The organism is Streptomyces sp. NPDC002809, assembly GCF_040295435.1.
Classification (GTDB): domain Bacteria; phylum Actinomycetota; class Actinomycetes; order Streptomycetales; family Streptomycetaceae; genus Streptomyces.
Genome location: NZ_JBEOVJ010000048.1, coordinates 1 through 14,752, shown reverse-complemented (window position 1 = coordinate 14,752; position 14,752 = coordinate 1). Strand labels below are relative to the sequence as shown.

The following is a 14,752-nucleotide window of genomic DNA, read 5'->3' as shown; positions in this document are numbered from 1 at the left end:
GCCGGCGTCATGCCGGCGCGGGCCCGGGTGGTCAGCGCTCCGGACGGGGGTCGTCGCGGGTACCCCCGCCCGGAGGCCGCGCGGCCGGATCCGGTGCACCGGCGCCGGTCGTCTCCTCCGTCGGCCCGGCATCCGCGGCCCCCTCCCCCGCACCCGGCATCGCACCGTTTCCGCGCAGGCGTTCCAGGTCCGAGGGGCGCACCTGGATGACGAGCAGGGCGATCAGCGCGGCGACAACAGCGAAGATCGCCGCGGCGACGAAGGCGTTGGAGACGCCGGACGCGAGGACCTGGTCGCCCCACTGTCCGGGTAGCTGTCCGGTCCTGCGGAACTCTGCCAGCTGGGCCGGCGTCGCGTCCGCCAGGAACTTGGGCACCTGGTCGGTGGCCTCGTTGCGGCTTGCCGTACCGAAGACCGTGACGAGGATGGACAGGCCCAGCGATCCGCCCACCTGCTGTGTGGTGTTGAGGATGCCGGAGGCCGCACCTGCCTCCTTCGGCTCCACTCCCGAGACGGCCATCAGGGTCAGCGAAACGAACTGCAGTCCCATGCCCAGGCCGAACACCAGCACCGGGCCCAGCAGGCTGCCCAGGTACGAACTGTGGACGTCCGTCTGCGTCAGCCATCCCAGCCCGACGGCCGCGAGGACCGCACCGGTCACCATGAACGGCTTGGGTCCCCATTTGGGCAGCAGCTGGGAGGCGATGCCCGCGCCGACCGCGATGATGGCGCTGACCGGCAGGAAGGCGAGACCCGCCTTCAGCGGACTGAAGTTCAGGATGTTCTGCACGAACAGGGTCAGGAAGAAGAACATGCCGAACATCGCCGCGGCAAGGCTCAGCATCATTCCGTACGTGCCTGCGCGGTTGCGGTCGCGGAACATCCACAGCGGCGTGATGGGCTGCCGGGACCGGCCCTCGATCGCGATGAACGTGCCGAGCAGCAGCACGGCCGCGGCGAAGGCCCCCAGGGTGAGGGTGTCGCTCCAGCCGTCCTCGGAGGCGCGGATGAATCCGTAGACGAGGGCCACCATGCCCAGCGTCGCCGTGAGCGCACCCAGGAGGTCGAAGTGTCCGGGATGGCGTTCGGACTCCCGGATGTAGCGCGGCGTGGCGAGCACGATCAGCAGCCCGATGGGGATGTTGACGAAGAAGATCCACCGCCAGTCGAGCCATTCCACCAGCACCCCGCCCGCCAGCAGTCCGATGGCGCTGCCGCCCGCCGATACGGCCGCGAACACGCCGAACGCCCTGTTGCGCTCCGGCCCTTCGCGGAAGGTCGTCGTGATGAGCGACAGGGCGGTCGGCGAGGCGATCGCACCGCCGACGCCCTGCAGGGAACGCGCGGCGAGCAGTTGCCACGATTCCTGGGAGAGGCCACCGAGCAGGGAGGCGAAGACGAAGAGCGCGACGCCGAACATGAAGACTCTGCGTCGGCCGAGGATGTCGCCGAGGCGCCCGCCCAGCAGGAGCAGCCCGCCGAAGGTCAGGGTGTAGGCGTTGATGACCCAGGAGAGGTTCTCGGTCGAGAAGCCCAGCGAGGTCTGGATGTGCGGAAGAGCGATGTTCACGATGGTGATGTCGAGGACCACCATCAACTGGCAGGAGCAGATGACGAGAAGGGCGATCCCGCTGCGTCGTCCCTTCCTCGGGGATTCGGCAGCCCGTCGGGGTGTCGCGTGGGAGCCCGTCATGGGTTTGCTTGCCACTCAAGCCGTCAGTGAACGCAGTCGTTCACTCCCCCGACGGTAGCCCTGCCCGCGGGCCGCCGCCAATCGGGTCACAGGAGTCCGCCGGCACCGCTCGCCGTTCCCGCCCCGCCTCACCCGTCGCCGCTTCCGTCCGTGGGCGCGGCCTCACCCTTCATCGCCTGACAACGATGTCATACATGAGGGCCGGATCGCCGACGGCGGCCCGGGCAGCCGATGCCGCCCCGGCCGCCGTGTCCTCATTCGAACGCCGCCGCCGCTTCCTGGAGCGCTGCCGCCACCGCCTGCGGGGAGTCGGGCCCCGGCTCCCCCGGGCGATAGGTCACCGAGCGCAGCCGGCCCTGGAAACGGAAGGAGCGGTGGCGTTCGAACAGCGGCCACGAGACGGGTGACTTGCGGTCGATGCCGACGCTTATGCCCTGGAACGGGGCCATGCCGATCAGCTGGTGCACGCTCGGCGAAGTGGCCCGTACCTCTCCGTCGACGTCCACATTGAAACTCCAGCGCAGTCCCCGCTCCGCCGTGGCCGCGAGACGGATCACGTGCTCGCCGGGCGTCAGATGGCCTGCGTCGGTCTCGTGGAGCACGCCGTACTCGTTGTACGCGAGGCGGAGCCGGCCGTCCTCGACGTACAGGTTGTAGCCGCCGCCCTGGTCACCGTGCGAGACCAGGACGCCCTCCCCCGTCTCGTCGATCACGACGGCGATCTCGAAGGAGCGCAGCGCGACCAGCCGGGAGGAGCGGTAGCGCTCCAGTTCCGGGGTGCCGGGCAGCAGGGTCAGCGGACGGGCCAGCCGCTGTTCGGCAGGGTTGCGGCGGGCGAGCGCCCCGCTGCCGTCGGGCAGCGGGAATACGCCGTTGCGCCAGGCGGCTGCCTCCCAGGCGGCGGCCAGTTCCTTGACGAGGCCTGGCCGGTCGGCGGCCAGGTCGTGGATCTCGGTCGGGTCGGTACGGATGTCGTACAGGGCCCATTCGGAGTCGTCGTAGGGCGTGCCGGGCCGGTGCAGGGTGACGAGCTTGGTGCCGTCCCGGTAGTAGCTGCGGTTTCCGGTCATCTCGCAGTACTGCTCGGGATGGGTGGAGCCTTGTTCCGCGTCGGCGAGCACCGGGGCGAAACTGACGCCGTCCGGCTCCTGGAGCGTGACTCCCCGCCGGGTGGCGGGGCGCTCCAGCCCGGCCAGGCGCAGGAGGGTGGGGGCGATGTCGGTGACGTACTGGTACTGCGTCCGCAGACCGGGAGCGAGCCTGCCCTCGCGGGCACCCTTCGGCCACGACAGCACGAACGGGACGCGGACCCCGCCGGCGTAGGTGTGCCCCTTGTACAGGCGGAAGGGCGTGTTGGAGGCCATGCCCCAGCCGCGCGGGTAGTGCACCAGGCTGCGCGGGCCGCCGATCAGTTCCGGGTCGCGGTCGACGTCCGGGGTCCAGTCGCCCGGGAGGGCGGGGTGGTGGACGAAGCGGCTGAAGTAGGAGCGGGTGCCCTCGGCGCCGCCTTCGCCGGTTCCGCCGTTGTCGGAGGTGAAGACGATGACGGTGTTGTCGAGCTCGCCGAGTGCGTCGAGGGTCTCGGTGAGGCGGCCCAGATTCTGGTCGATGTTGTCGACGAGCGCCGCGTACACCTCCATGTAGCGCGCGTAGAGCTTCTGCTGCTCCTCGGTCAGGCTCGCCCAGGCGGGCACGTCGAGCCCGGCCTCGCTGTTGCGGTCGGGCAGTTCCGTGCCGGGCGGGAGGAGCCCGTCGGCGAGCTGGGCGGCGAAGCGGCGCTCGCGCAGTACGTCCCAGCCCTCGTCGTAGCGGCCCCGGTGGCGGGCGATGTCCTCCGCCTTCGCCTGGAGCGGGCCGTGGACGGCATTGTGCGCCAGGTAGAGGAAGAACGGCTTGTCGGGGTCGTGGGCGCGCAGCGACTTCACCATGGAGATCGCCTGGTCGGTGATGTCGTCGGTGTAGTAGTAGTCGTCGGGGAACTCGTCGATGTCCAGCGGGCTGTTGTCCCGGACGAGCTGGTGCGGATGGAAGAGACTGGTGAGTCCTTCCAGGACGCCGTAGTACTGGTCGAAGCCCTTGCGCAGCGGCCAGTTGTCCCGGTCGTCGGCGGCGTTGGACGCAGAGTCGCGGACCAGATGCCATTTGCCGACGGCGTAGGTGGCGTATCCGGAGTCATGGAGCAGTTCGGCGAGGGTGGGGATGTCGTCGGCGATCTCCATGCCGTAGCCGGGGAAGCCGGGGTCGGAGTTGGCGACCATGGCGTAGCCCACGCGATGCGGGTTGAGGCCGGTGAGGAGAGCGGCGCGGGCCGGTGAGCACAGCGGCATGGTGTGGTAGTTGCTGAGGCGTACGCCGTCCTCGGCCAGTGCGGTGAGGGTGGGGGTGGCGATCTCGGAGCCGAACGGGGCGATGTCGCTGTAGCCCATGTCGTCGACGAGCACGACGACGATGTTGGGGGCCTTGTCCCCCGGGGTGCGGGACGGGGGCCAGGACGGTTCGGACTCGGCGAAGGTGCGGCCGATGCGGCCGGGGAAGCCTTCGTAGGGGTCGCGTCGGGTGCGGGGCGTCATCGGCGTGCGTCTCCGTGGTCGTGCGTCGGGGCGGGCGGGAAGAGCCGGGCCAGTTCGTCGGCGAGGGTGGTGAGCTGTGCCCGGCCGGGGTGTCCGGCGAAGGCCGCGATCTGGAGAAGGGTGCCGGCGCCTCGCACCGTCAGCAGTTCGGTGTCGAGCAGGCCCGGCACGATGCGCCGGATCGCCTCGGTGGCCGCCGGCTCGGCCAGCAGCTGCGCCGGCGGTGTAAAGAGGTTGAGTGCCCCCTCGTTGAACTCGTCGGATCGTGCGGCGGGTTCGAGGGCCGCCTCCGCACGTTCGCACTGGGCGGCGACCAGGAGATGGGCCTCAGCCACCTCGCCGGGGTCGCGCGGAATTCGAGGCCGCGTCGAAGGTGAGCGTCTGCGGCTGTTTCGCCTCGGTGTCCAGGTGCGGGCGGTTCACCCAGTCCTGGCGCCACAGGTCGTTGCGGGTGGTCCGCAGGTCCTCGGGGATCTCGGGCTCCGCGACCTGCCCCTTCCAGGGGTCGCCCTCCTGGCCGCGGAAGAACTCCCAGGAGTTGTAGCGGCCGTGGTAGGTGGCGCCCCCGTCCTCCCAGTAGTGCTGGTGGTCACTGACGAGGTGGGTGCAGACGCCGTGCCGCTTGAGGATCTCGGGCATCGAGTCGTCGAACGGCTCCAGCGGCCCCCAGCCCCGGTGCAGGAAGTCGTGGCGTCCGGTGTGGAGTTCGCGCCGGGCCGGCCTGCACGGAATGGAGCCCGCGTAGCAGGTGTCGTAGGTGACCGTACGCTCGGCGAGGCGGCGGAAGTTCGGGGCGTGGATCCAGTCGTCGCCGTAGGGCGGCAGCAGATGCCGGTTGAGGCTGTCGAACATCACCATGACCGCTTTCACTGCCTGGTCCGTCCTTCCGGGAGGTCGCGCGCACAGCGGAAGCCGCCGTGGCCGGTCGAGGAGTCGGGGGTGTTGTGGGAGCGGGCGGCGACGCGGTAGCGGTTGCAGTACGAGGCGTGGCACAGGTAGGAGCCGCCGCGGATGACGCGTTCACCCGGTCCGGCAGCGTCTGCGCACCACTCCCAGACGTTGCCGGAGGTGTTGTGGAGGCCGTATCCGTTGGGTTCGTACGCGGTGACGGGGACCGTGCCCGTGCGGCCGCCCGGCCGGTCGGAGCGGTGCGGGAACGAGCCGCGCCAGATGTTGCACATCTCGCGTCCTCCGGGGGCGAGTTCGTCGCCCCACGGATAGCGGGCACCGTCGAGGCCGCCGCGGGCCGCGTACTCCCATTCGGCTTCGGCGGGCAGCCGCAGCCCGGCCCATCCGGCGTAGGCCAGGGCGTCGTCATGGGAGATGTGGACGACGGGGTGGTCGGCCCGGTCCGTGATGCCGGAGCCCGGGCCCTCGGGCGCCTCCCAGGACGCCCCCTCGACGCCGAGCCACCAGGGCGCGCCCGGCACCCGGCCGATCACGTGGCGCCCGGCGGCGGGGGCGAGGAGGAGGTGGAACACGTAGGAGCTGCCGTAGCGTTCGGCGTCCGTGCGGTAGCCGGTGGCCTCCGCGAAGACGGCCCAGTCGGCGTTGCTGACCGCGGTGGTGTCGATGGCGAACGGCGCCACGGTCACCTCGCGCACCGGCCCCTCCAGGTCGGCGGGGTAGCCCTCCCCGAAGGCGTCGCCCATCCGGAAGACCCCGCCTGGCAGTTCGGCCATGGCCCGGTGCGCGACGGAAGGTGGCGGGGCCGTGCGGCGCGCCGAAGGCAGCGGGAGGACGCCCGTACAGGGACGGCCGGGAGTGCAGCACGCGCTCACGCGAGCGCTCCGGTCTTCTGCGCCGCCACGGCACGGGCGGCCGGGGGCACGGGTTCGGGCGCCGCCGCCAGCAGGGCACGGGTGTACGGGTCGCGGGGGTGTTCGCAGACCTCGTCGGCACTGCCGGTCTCCACGATCCGGCCCTGGTGCATGACCGCGATGCGGTGGCTGACCTGCCGGACGACCGCCAGGTCGTGCGCGATGAAGACCAGAGCCAGGCCGAGGTCGCGCTGAAGGTCGGTGAGCAGGGCGACGATCTGCGCCTGGACGGAGACGTCGAGCGCCGAGACGGGTTCGTCGCAGATGAGGACGGAGGGTTCGGGGGCGAGAGCGCGGGCGATGCCGATGCGCTGACGCTGGCCGCCGGAGAAGGAGCGCGGACGGCGGTCGGCGACCGCCGGGTCCAGACCGGCCCGGCGCAGCAGTTCGGCCACCCGCTCCTCCCGTTCGTCCCGGTCGCCGAGGCCGAACGCGATCAGGGGTTCGGCGACGATCTCGCCCACCGTCATCCGCGGGTTGAGCGAGGCGTACGGGTCCTGGAACACCATCTGGACCTGGCGGCGCACCGCGTGCAGGGCGCGCCGTGAGGGCCGGGTGATGTCCTCCCCGCGCAGCCGGATGCTGCCGGCGTCGGCGGAGTGGGCGTGCGCCAGCACCCGGGCCAGGGTGGACTTCCCGGAGCCCGACTCCCCGACGATCCCGAGGGTCTCTCCTGCCGCCAGGGTCAGGGACACGCCGTCGAGTGCGGGGACCGGGTGCCGTCGGACACCGCGCGACTTGTACGTCTTGTGCAGTCCCTCCGCCTCCAGGACGACGGCGCCCGGGGCCGGCCGGTCGATGCGGGTGGGCGGGGCGGCGGCGGGCAGGGGCTCGGTGCGCCCGGCTGCCGGCAGGCAGGCGACGTGCACCCCGTCCGCCGTAAGGGTGAGCGGGGGTGTCGCGGTGCGGCAGCGGTCCTCGACGAGAGTGCAGCGGTCGGCGAAGGCGCAGCCGTCCCCGAGCAGTGTGAGGTCGGGCGGGCTGCCGGGGATGCCGGTGAGCCGGGTGCCGGACGGGCTGGAGAGGCGGGGTACGGCGGCGAGGAGTCCGGCGGTGTACGGGTGCCGGGGGCGGGTGAGTACCTCGGCGGTGGGCCCGTCCTCGACGACCGTGCCGCCGTACATGACCAGGACGCGTTCGCAGGCGCGCGCGACGACACCCATGTTGTGCGTGATGAGGACCAGGGCGGTACCGGTCTCCCGGTTGAGGTCGGCGAGCAGCGTGAGGATCTGGTCCTGGACGGTGGCGTCGAGGGCGGTCGTCGGTTCGTCGGCGAGCAGGATGTCGGGTTCGCCGGCCAGGGCCATGGCGATGAGGATGCGCTGGCGCTGGCCGCCGGAGAACTGGTGCGGGTGGTCGTCGGCGCGCCGGTGCGGTTCCGGGATGCCGACCCGGTCCAGAAGTTCGACGGCGCGGGCCCGGCGGGCGGCCCTGTCCCGGTTGCCGTGGGCGCGGAGCACCTCCTCGATGTGCCGGCCGGCCGTGAGGACGGGGTTCAGTGCCGTCATCGGGTCCTGGAAGATCATGCCGATGCGGGCGCCGCGCACCGCGCGCAGTTCCTGCTCGGTGGCGGCGGCCAGGTCCCGGCCGTCCAGGCGCACCGTCCCGGTGGTGATGCGGCCGGTGCCGGGCAGCATGCGGGTGAGTGCGAGCGCGGTGGTGGACTTGCCGGAGCCGGACTCACCGACGACGGCCAGGGTCTCGCCCCGGTTGAGGGTGAACGAGACGCCGCGGACGGCGCGCAGCGCCGAGCCGTCGGGGGCGGTGAACTCGACGCCGAGGTCGCGGACCTGCAGCAGCTCCTGGGCGGTCATCGGCGTATCTCCCGGTTGAGCGCCTCGGCGATGAGCGAGAGTCCGAGGACGAGCGCGGTCACGGTGATCAGGGGGCCCGCTGCGAAGTTCGGGGCCTGGGCGAGATAGGGCATGGACTGGCTGAGTACGGCTCCGAGGGTGGGTTCCGGTGGCCGGACGCCGACACCGAGGAAGCTCATCGCGCCCTCGATGAAGACGGCGACGGTCAGGGAGACGGCGATCTGGACGACGAGCGGGTCGGCGGCGTTGGGCAGGATGTGCCGGACCAGCACCCGGCGGCCCGAACTGCCGCCGACCCGGGCGGCGGTGACGTACTCCCGCTCCCGCTGGACAAGGATCCCGCCGCGCAGCAGCCGTCCGAACGCCGGGATCTCGGCGAGTGCGATGACGATGACCACGGGGAGGCGGCCGGGCCCGAGGATCGCGGTGACGGCGAGCGCCAGGATCAGGCCGGGGAAGGCGAGAAGGAGGTCGAAGATCCGCTGGACGACGGTGTCGGCCACCGGGTGCGCGGCCGCGACGAGGGCGAACAGGCAGCCGAGTGCGGCGCCGAGGGGTACGGCGACGGCGATGATGCCGAGGTCGGCCCGGATGCCGTGGAGGACCCGGCTGAGAAGGTCGCGGCCCAGGTCGTCGGTGCCGAGCGGATGTCCGGGGGTGCCCAGGGCTGCGAGGCTCTGGCCGCTCTGGTCGGTGGGCCCGTGTCCGGCGAGGAGCGGCGCGAGCAGTCCGGCGAGGACCACCGCGCCGACGAGGACGAGACCCGTGCGGGCGCGCGCCGTGGAGAGCGCGCTGCGGTAGGGGTGGCGGTTGCGGGCCCGGCCGCGCGCCTTGCGGGCGGCCGGGGGCGGGCCTGCGGTGAGCAGGTCGGTCGTCGAGGTCATCAGGGTCACTCCCACCTGATCCGGGGGTCGAGCCAGGCGTACACGAGGTCCGTGAGCAGTTGGACGAGGACGAAGACGGCGACCAGGAGCAGCAGGAGGTCCTGGACGACCGGGTAGTCCCGGCGCTGGAGGCCCTGTTCGGCGAGCTGGCCGAGGCCCGGCCAGGCGAAGATCGCCTCGACGAGCACGGCTCCGCCGAGCAGGTGCCCCACCTGCATGCCGAGCAGGGTGACGACGGGCGGGAGGGCGTTCGGCAGGGCGTGGCGCCACAGCAGCCGGCGCGGTGCGACTCCGGCGGCGGTGGCGGTGCGGATGTAGTCCTCGGCGAGCCCTCGCTCGATGCCGTCCTTGAGGTAGCGGCCGAGTACGGCGGCGCTGGGCAGGGCCAGGCAGAGCGCGGGCAGCAGCAGGTACTGCGCGGCGAGGTCGGGCGCTGCCAGGAAGGCGACCCGGCCGCCCGGGGGCAGCACGCCGAGGATCACGGCGAACAGCAGCACGAGCAGGACCCCGCTGACGAAGGGCGGCACGGCCAGTGCGGCGGTCGTGGTCACCCGGACCGCGGTGCGGATCCACCGGCTGCGGGAGGTGGCCCCGAGGACGCCGAAGGCCGTACCGAGCACCACCACGAACAGGAGCGCTGCCAGGGAGAGTTCGGTCGTGGCGCCGAGCCCGTCCCCGATCAGGTCGGCGGTCTGGCCGCCGATCGCGTACGAGGGTCCGAGGTCGCCCGTCAGCAGTGAGCCGATCCAGTGGACGTACTGGGAGAGCAGGGGTGCGTCGAGGCCGAGCCGGTCCCGGATCGCGGCGACGGTCGCCGCGTCCGCGTCGGGGCCGGCCAGGGTGGTGGCCGGGTCGCCGGGGACGAGCCGCAGGATGGTGAAGATCAGGAAGGAGGCGGTGATCAGGACGATCAGGGCCGACGGCAGCCGACGGATCAGATAGCTGCGCATGTCATACCAGGTAGGCGTCGTCGAGATTGAGATACGAGAACTTGTTCAGAGTGACGCCGTGCAGCCCGTCGGCGGCGACCTGGACCTGTCCGCGGACGACGAGGTCGATGAGGAACGCCTCGTCGAGCAGGATGGAGGAGATCTTCTCGTGCTGGGCGTTGGCCTCGGCGGTGCTCGACTCGGGCTTGGTCCAGGCCTCCTGCACCACCTTGGTGTACGCGGCGGAGCGGTACTTGGAGGTGTTCTTCGCCTCGTTGAACGGATAGGCGCTCACCGCGAGGGTGGAGGGCTGCACCTGGGCGAAGCCGTGCCCCATGGTCCACAGGGCCGGCATGTCCTGGGAGATCAGCTTCTTCTGCCCGGTGGCCGGGTCGGTGGGCTGGAGCGTGACGTGGACGCCGACCTGCTTGAGGTCGTACTGGAGGGATTCGGCGATCGCCGTCTCGCTGGGCAACGCGAGGTGGAGCAAAGGCAGTTCCAGCTTGCTGTGCCCTGCGGACTTCAGCAGCGCCCGGGCCTTGGCGGGGTTGTGGGAGTAGTGGGTGCGGTGCGCCTCGGTGAACGCGGGCGAGGACTTGGGCCAGGGGGCGGCGGAGGCGAGGCCGTAGCCGCCGAGGGTCTGCGCGAGCAGCCGGTCGCGGTCGACGGCCCAGGCGAGGGCCTGGCGGACGGTCCGGTCGTTCAGTGGGGCGATGGTGGTGTTGACCCCTAGGTAGACGGCGCCGCCGCCTGTGTCGTAGTCGCTGATGGTGAGGTTCGGATCGCCCTTGACGACGCCGAGGCTCTTGCCCGGCACGTTGAAGGAGAGCTGGGACTGGCCGGAGCGAAGCGACGAGACCAGGGCGTCGGCCTGGGGTATGACGCGCAGTTCGACACCGTCGAGGTAGGGCCGGCCGGCCTGCCAGTACGTGTCGTTCCTGGCCAGGCTCAGACCGGAGCCGGGGCTCCACTTCTTCAGCTTGAAGGGACCGGTGCCGATGAGCTACTTGCCGGTGACGGCGTCCTCGACCGTCTCCGAATCGGCGATGATCATGAACTCGAACAGATCGAACAGGTTGTTCACCGGGTGTGCCAGCCTGAGCACCAGTTCGTGGTCGCCGCGCTTCTCGAATCCGGTGACCGTGGCGGCTGTGGCGCGCAACTGAGCTGCGCGTACCGGGTTCTGAAGGTTCTTCACGGCAAAGATGACGTCGTCCGCGGTGAACTTGCGGCCGCTGTGGAACGTCACGTCGTCACGCAGCCGCAGCGTGATGCTGCGCCCGTCCTTGGCGTACGTCCAGGAGCGGGCGAGCTCCGGCTTCGGGCTGAGCCGGTCGTCGTAGCGCGTCAGGGTGTTGTAGATGAGCCGGTGCTGGAGGGACTGCCCGCTCTGGGAGAACAGCAGCGCAGGCGTGAAGTCGCTGTTGACCGCGACGTCGAGAACACCGCCGCGCCTGGGTGCGGCACTCGCGCCCTTCGGAGCGGACGAGGCGTCCGACACTGCCGAGCGGCAGCCCGCCAGGCCCAGTCCGAGAAGCAGGGAGCCGCCTCCTGCGGCGCGCAGTGTCGAGCGCCGGGAGGGTCCGGGGGGCGTGAGGGAGTACAGCTCGGTCATCGAAGCCTGCCTGTGACGGTGAGGGACGGTGAAGGGAAGGTGCAGCGCGACGCACTCATGCATTCGTTCCGCTGCGGGAGGAATTGAAGGTCGAGGTGGGGCAACCCGAAGGAAGCACGGTTCCGGGGCACTTCCAGAGCACTTCGAGGGCGCTTCGAGGGCGCTTCGAGGGCGTGCGGGATCAGTGCGGGCAGCGCGTGGAGATGCCTGTCGGAGCAGGAAGGGGTGAGCTGTTGGGGTGCGTCAGGGCGTAACGCGGTGCCGGACCTCGGGGAACCGGCTCCGGCCAGGAGCGTCGTTCCGTCGGTGAGGTATCAGCGAGGCGTTGCGAACACCCCGGACGGGTCCGTGGAAGAGACGGTCCGGGTCAGTTGTGGACGGCACAGACCGCGCTGGCCTGTCGACAGAGGTCGACGTGCCTGCGGGAGACGAGGCGCATGTCCGGGTTCACGGGAGCAATATGACAGTGGCTTCGCCGGACGGTCAACCCGGTCTGTCCGGATCCTGGTACGAAGCCCCCTCCCTCCCCTTACGGGCGACTACCGCTGGGACGCGGTCAGCGGGCTCCTGAACAGCGGGTTCAGCAATATGGTGCCCGCCGCGACGGGTATGACGGCCGTCCCGGCATGCGGACTGACGATCCGTTCGGGGTCCCGGCAGACGTGGGAGTGGTCCACCGCCGCGCCCCGGATCTCCTCCAGGTAATCCGGATTGACCAGGCTGGAGTGCTCGGTGACCACGACCAGATCGGGGTTGAGGACGTCCAGGAGCAGGGCCGTCGCGCGGCCGACCGCGCGGGCCCTCTCGCGCAGCAGCCGGTCCGCGCGCCGGTCGCCGGACGCCGCGGCGTCCACCACCAGGAACGCGTCCGGTTCGGGCACGATCCCGCGACGCACGGCTGTCCGGGCGACGGCCGTGTTGGATGCGGTCGCCTCCAGGCAGCCGGACCGCCCGCAGGGGCAGACGGCAGTGGAGTCCGGAACGGGCAGATGCGCCACGTCACCGGCTCCGGACCCCGGTCCCTGGTGGACCACACCGGCGATGCCGAGGGCCGCGTCGACCACGTTCCCGATGAAGAGGTGGACCAGGCTGCGGCGCGCCGCGGGCCGGCCGAAGAGGATCTCGGACTGGGCGATGGCCCGGGCGTGATTGTCGACGCGCACCTCGAGTCCGCCCAGGCCGCGGGCGAGTTCGGCGGCGAGGGGCCGCTGGTGCCAGCCGAGTGCGTCATGCCGCACGGCCGTCCCCGAAGCCGGGTCCACCCAGCCTCCCAGAGCGGCGCCGACCCCCAGCAGGCGCCGTCCGCGGCCCACGTCGCCGAGAAACGCGCGCAGCCCCTGGACGATCCGGAGCGACAGCTCCCCCGGCGCCATGCCGTCGTGCGGCAGGGCGCGACGGGCCAGCAGCCGGCCGCGCAGGTCGAGCAGGCCGAACGTCGAACCGGGCACGCCGATGTGGACTCCGGCCGCGACCGGCCCGCTGCCCCCGCCGGTGTGCAGATCGACCGGGATCTGGGGTCTGCCGACTCCGCTGCTCGCCACCAGCTCGGGCAACTCCCGCACCAGGCCGAGGCCCACGAGGTCGGTGCACTGGCGGGACACGGCGGCCGGGCTCAGCCCGGAGAGATCGGCGATCGTCCGGCGCGCGACCGGCCCGTGGTCGAGCACGGTGCGCAACACCGTGGCCGCGTTGGCCTCGCGCCGGCCGTCACCGGTCGCCCGGAAGACATGGGGGGCAGTTGTCATGAGGCCTTCCTCGGGCGTCATGAGGCTTTCCTCAGGTGTCATGGGGGCCATCCTCGGGTGTCGTCGGGAGCCGTCCTCAGGTCCTGCGACACAGGGACGGTCGCAACGTTACGGCGGCATGAATTCGCCTCCGGGCTCGTTCCCGGCGCCGGGGCGGGGTCCGCAGACCCTCCGGAACGACGCGAGAACCTGCAGCTCAGAGGCGCTTCAACGAGGCCTGCCAGGAGGTGGTGCGGGCCCCGCGCAAGGGCTGATTGAACCACTGCCCGGCGCCCCGCGGGGCGGGGACGGGCGCTTGACGTACGCCACGGGGCGCTGCGAGTCTCCGGAACATGTTCGCGACGGCCGATACCGATGCGCGGCCCGCCCGCGCCGGCCGCACCGCAATGCCGCCCGTGTGTCCGGGCCGCTGTACCGCCGTCTGACCAGGCTGCCCCCGCACAGCGCTTCGGACAGCTCTCCACCCGTACCTCCGCTCCCGGACAGCACCCGTCCGCCGGCGGCCGCCCCACAGCCTCATTTCTTCCGCTCCCGAATTAATCAACTCGCCGTCGACCGGACTCCCGGATCGGCCGACGCACGAGCTTGTCCTTCGAAGGGAATCTGCCATGACCTCCACAACCACCGCCCCTGCACCCGCCGTTACCGTCCAGAAGCTCGGCGGCCGCATCGGCGCCGTCATCTCCGGGGTCCGCCTCGGCGGAGATCTCGCCCCCGAGACCGTCGCGGCCGTCCGGGCCGCACTGCTGGCCAACAAGGTCGTCTTCTTCCGCGGCCAGGACCATCTGGACGAGGACAGCCACGAGGCGTTCGGCAGGCTGCTCGGCACCCCGGTCGCCCACCCGACCGTCCCGTCCGCCGACGGACGCTACTCGCTCGGCATCGACTCCGACCACGGCGGCCGGGCCAACCAGTGGCACACCGACGTCACGTTCGTCCCCGCCTATCCGGCGTTCTCCATCCTGCGCGCCGTCGTCATCCCGCCGTACGGCGGCAACACCCTGTGGTCCAACACCGCTGCCGCGTACGCCGAGCTGCCGGAGCAACTGCGCACCCTGGCCGACAGTCTGCGGGCCGTCCACTCCAACGACTACGACTACGTCGCCCTGCGTCCGACCGCCCGGCCGGAGGCGCTGGCCAAGTACCGGGAGGTGTTCACCTCGACGAAGTTCCTCACCGAGCACCCGGTGGTCCGCGTCCACCCGGAGACCGGCGAACGCGTGCTGCTTCTCGGCAACTTCGTCCAGCGGATCAGCGGGCTGACCGGGAGCGACTCCCGCGCCCTCGTCGACCTGTTCCAGTCCCACATCGAGCGCCCGGAGAACACCGTGCGCTGGGACTGGCAGGTGGGCGACGTCGCCATCTGGGACAACCGCGCCACCCAGCACTACGGCGTCGACGACTCCGACACCCACGAGCGCAAGCTGCGGCGCGTCACCATCGACGGCGACGTCCCGGTCGGCACCGACGGCCGCTCCTCCACCCTCATCAGCCCCGAGGCGGTGCCCGACCCGTCCTTCGGGATCGCTTCCGGCGCCTCGACGGCCCAGGCCGCCCAGACGGCGGGCGCATGAGCGGGACCACCCCGCACGGTGAGGCACCGGTCCCGGCGGGCGGCGCCGCGGCGGCGCCCGCCGGGGCGCCCCCGCAGGTGTTCGAGATCCTCACCCACCAGCAGCGCT

The 14,752-nt window shown here is 71.6% G+C and carries 11 protein-coding genes and 1 pseudogene; 1 reads left to right on the top strand and 11 read right to left on the bottom strand.

The window, feature by feature from the left end:
* Positions 1–31: 31 nt before the first annotated feature.
* From ABT025_RS25335 to ABT025_RS25285, 11 genes and pseudogenes are all read right to left on the bottom strand, one after another.
* Positions 32–1,693 carry an MFS transporter gene (locus tag ABT025_RS25335; RefSeq protein ID WP_350998769.1) on the bottom strand — a complete coding sequence of 554 codons (1,662 nt, stop codon included), beginning with the start codon at positions 1,691–1,693 and terminating at the stop codon, positions 32–34.
* A 254-nt stretch (positions 1,694–1,947) separates the two neighbouring features.
* Complete coding sequence (locus ABT025_RS25330) at positions 1,948–4,263, bottom strand: arylsulfatase (RefSeq protein ID WP_350998767.1); 2,316 nt, start codon at positions 4,261–4,263, stop codon at positions 1,948–1,950.
* On the bottom strand, positions 4,260–4,598 hold the full coding sequence (locus ABT025_RS25325; protein WP_350998764.1) for a hypothetical protein: 339 nt from the start codon (positions 4,596–4,598) through the stop codon (positions 4,260–4,262). Before ABT025_RS25325 ends, ABT025_RS25330 begins: the two co-directional genes overlap by 4 nt.
* Positions 4,591–5,133 carry a sulfatase-like hydrolase/transferase gene (locus ABT025_RS25320; RefSeq protein WP_350998761.1) on the bottom strand — a complete coding sequence of 181 codons (543 nt, stop codon included), beginning with the start codon at positions 5,131–5,133 and terminating at the stop codon, positions 4,591–4,593. The genes ABT025_RS25325 and ABT025_RS25320 overlap by 8 nt, the downstream gene beginning before the upstream one ends.
* Entirely contained in the window at positions 5,130–5,945 is an 816-nt protein-coding gene (locus ABT025_RS25315; RefSeq protein WP_350998758.1) for a formylglycine-generating enzyme family protein, read from the bottom strand. The genes ABT025_RS25320 and ABT025_RS25315 overlap by 4 nt, the downstream gene beginning before the upstream one ends.
* Before the next feature lie 95 nt (positions 5,946–6,040).
* Positions 6,041–7,897: an ABC transporter ATP-binding protein gene (locus ABT025_RS25310; protein ID WP_350998755.1), complete on the bottom strand. Its 1,857-nt coding sequence runs from the start codon at positions 7,895–7,897 to the stop codon at positions 6,041–6,043.
* Positions 7,894–8,781, bottom strand: a complete 888-nt coding sequence (locus ABT025_RS25305) for an ABC transporter permease (RefSeq protein WP_350998752.1) — start codon at positions 8,779–8,781, stop codon at positions 7,894–7,896. Before ABT025_RS25305 ends, ABT025_RS25310 begins: the two co-directional genes overlap by 4 nt.
* A gap of 5 nt (positions 8,782–8,786) precedes the next feature.
* Positions 8,787–9,731, bottom strand: a complete 945-nt coding sequence (locus ABT025_RS25300; RefSeq protein ID WP_350998749.1) for an ABC transporter permease — start codon at positions 9,729–9,731, stop codon at positions 8,787–8,789.
* Between the two features lies 1 nt (position 9,732).
* A pseudogene (locus ABT025_RS25295) lies at positions 9,733–11,325 on the bottom strand (ABC transporter substrate-binding protein).
* Between the two features lie 367 nt (positions 11,326–11,692).
* Positions 11,693–11,764: a putative leader peptide gene (locus tag ABT025_RS25290; RefSeq protein ID WP_350998870.1), complete on the bottom strand. Its 72-nt coding sequence runs from the start codon at positions 11,762–11,764 to the stop codon at positions 11,693–11,695.
* A gap of 100 nt (positions 11,765–11,864) precedes the next feature.
* Positions 11,865–13,070 (bottom strand): ROK family transcriptional regulator, encoded by a 1,206-nt coding sequence (locus tag ABT025_RS25285; protein WP_350998746.1) that lies wholly within the window; start codon positions 13,068–13,070, stop codon positions 11,865–11,867.
* Between the two features lie 608 nt (positions 13,071–13,678).
* Between ABT025_RS25285 and ABT025_RS25280 the strand changes: the two genes are divergently transcribed.
* Positions 13,679–14,644, top strand: coding sequence for a TauD/TfdA dioxygenase family protein (locus ABT025_RS25280; protein WP_350998743.1), 966 nt, complete (start codon positions 13,679–13,681; stop codon positions 14,642–14,644).
* Positions 14,645–14,752 lie beyond the last annotated feature (108 nt).

Coding starts and splice junctions, on each gene's coding strand:
- ABT025_RS25335 (WP_350998769.1), bottom strand. CDS start 1,693: ATGACGGGCTCCCACGCGACACCCCGACGGGCTGCCGAATCCCCGAGG.
- ABT025_RS25330 (WP_350998767.1), bottom strand. CDS start 4,263: ATGACGCCCCGCACCCGACGCGACCCCTACGAAGGCTTCCCCGGCCGC.
- ABT025_RS25315 (WP_350998758.1), bottom strand. CDS start 5,945: ATGGCCGAACTGCCAGGCGGGGTCTTCCGGATGGGCGACGCCTTCGGG.
- ABT025_RS25310 (WP_350998755.1), bottom strand. CDS start 7,897: ATGACCGCCCAGGAGCTGCTGCAGGTCCGCGACCTCGGCGTCGAGTTC.
- ABT025_RS25305 (WP_350998752.1), bottom strand. CDS start 8,781: ATGACCTCGACGACCGACCTGCTCACCGCAGGCCCGCCCCCGGCCGCC.
- ABT025_RS25300 (WP_350998749.1), bottom strand. CDS start 9,731: ATGCGCAGCTATCTGATCCGTCGGCTGCCGTCGGCCCTGATCGTCCTG.
- ABT025_RS25285 (WP_350998746.1), bottom strand. CDS start 13,070: ATGACAACTGCCCCCCATGTCTTCCGGGCGACCGGTGACGGCCGGCGC.
- ABT025_RS25280 (WP_350998743.1), top strand. CDS start 13,679: ATGACCTCCACAACCACCGCCCCTGCACCCGCCGTTACCGTCCAGAAG.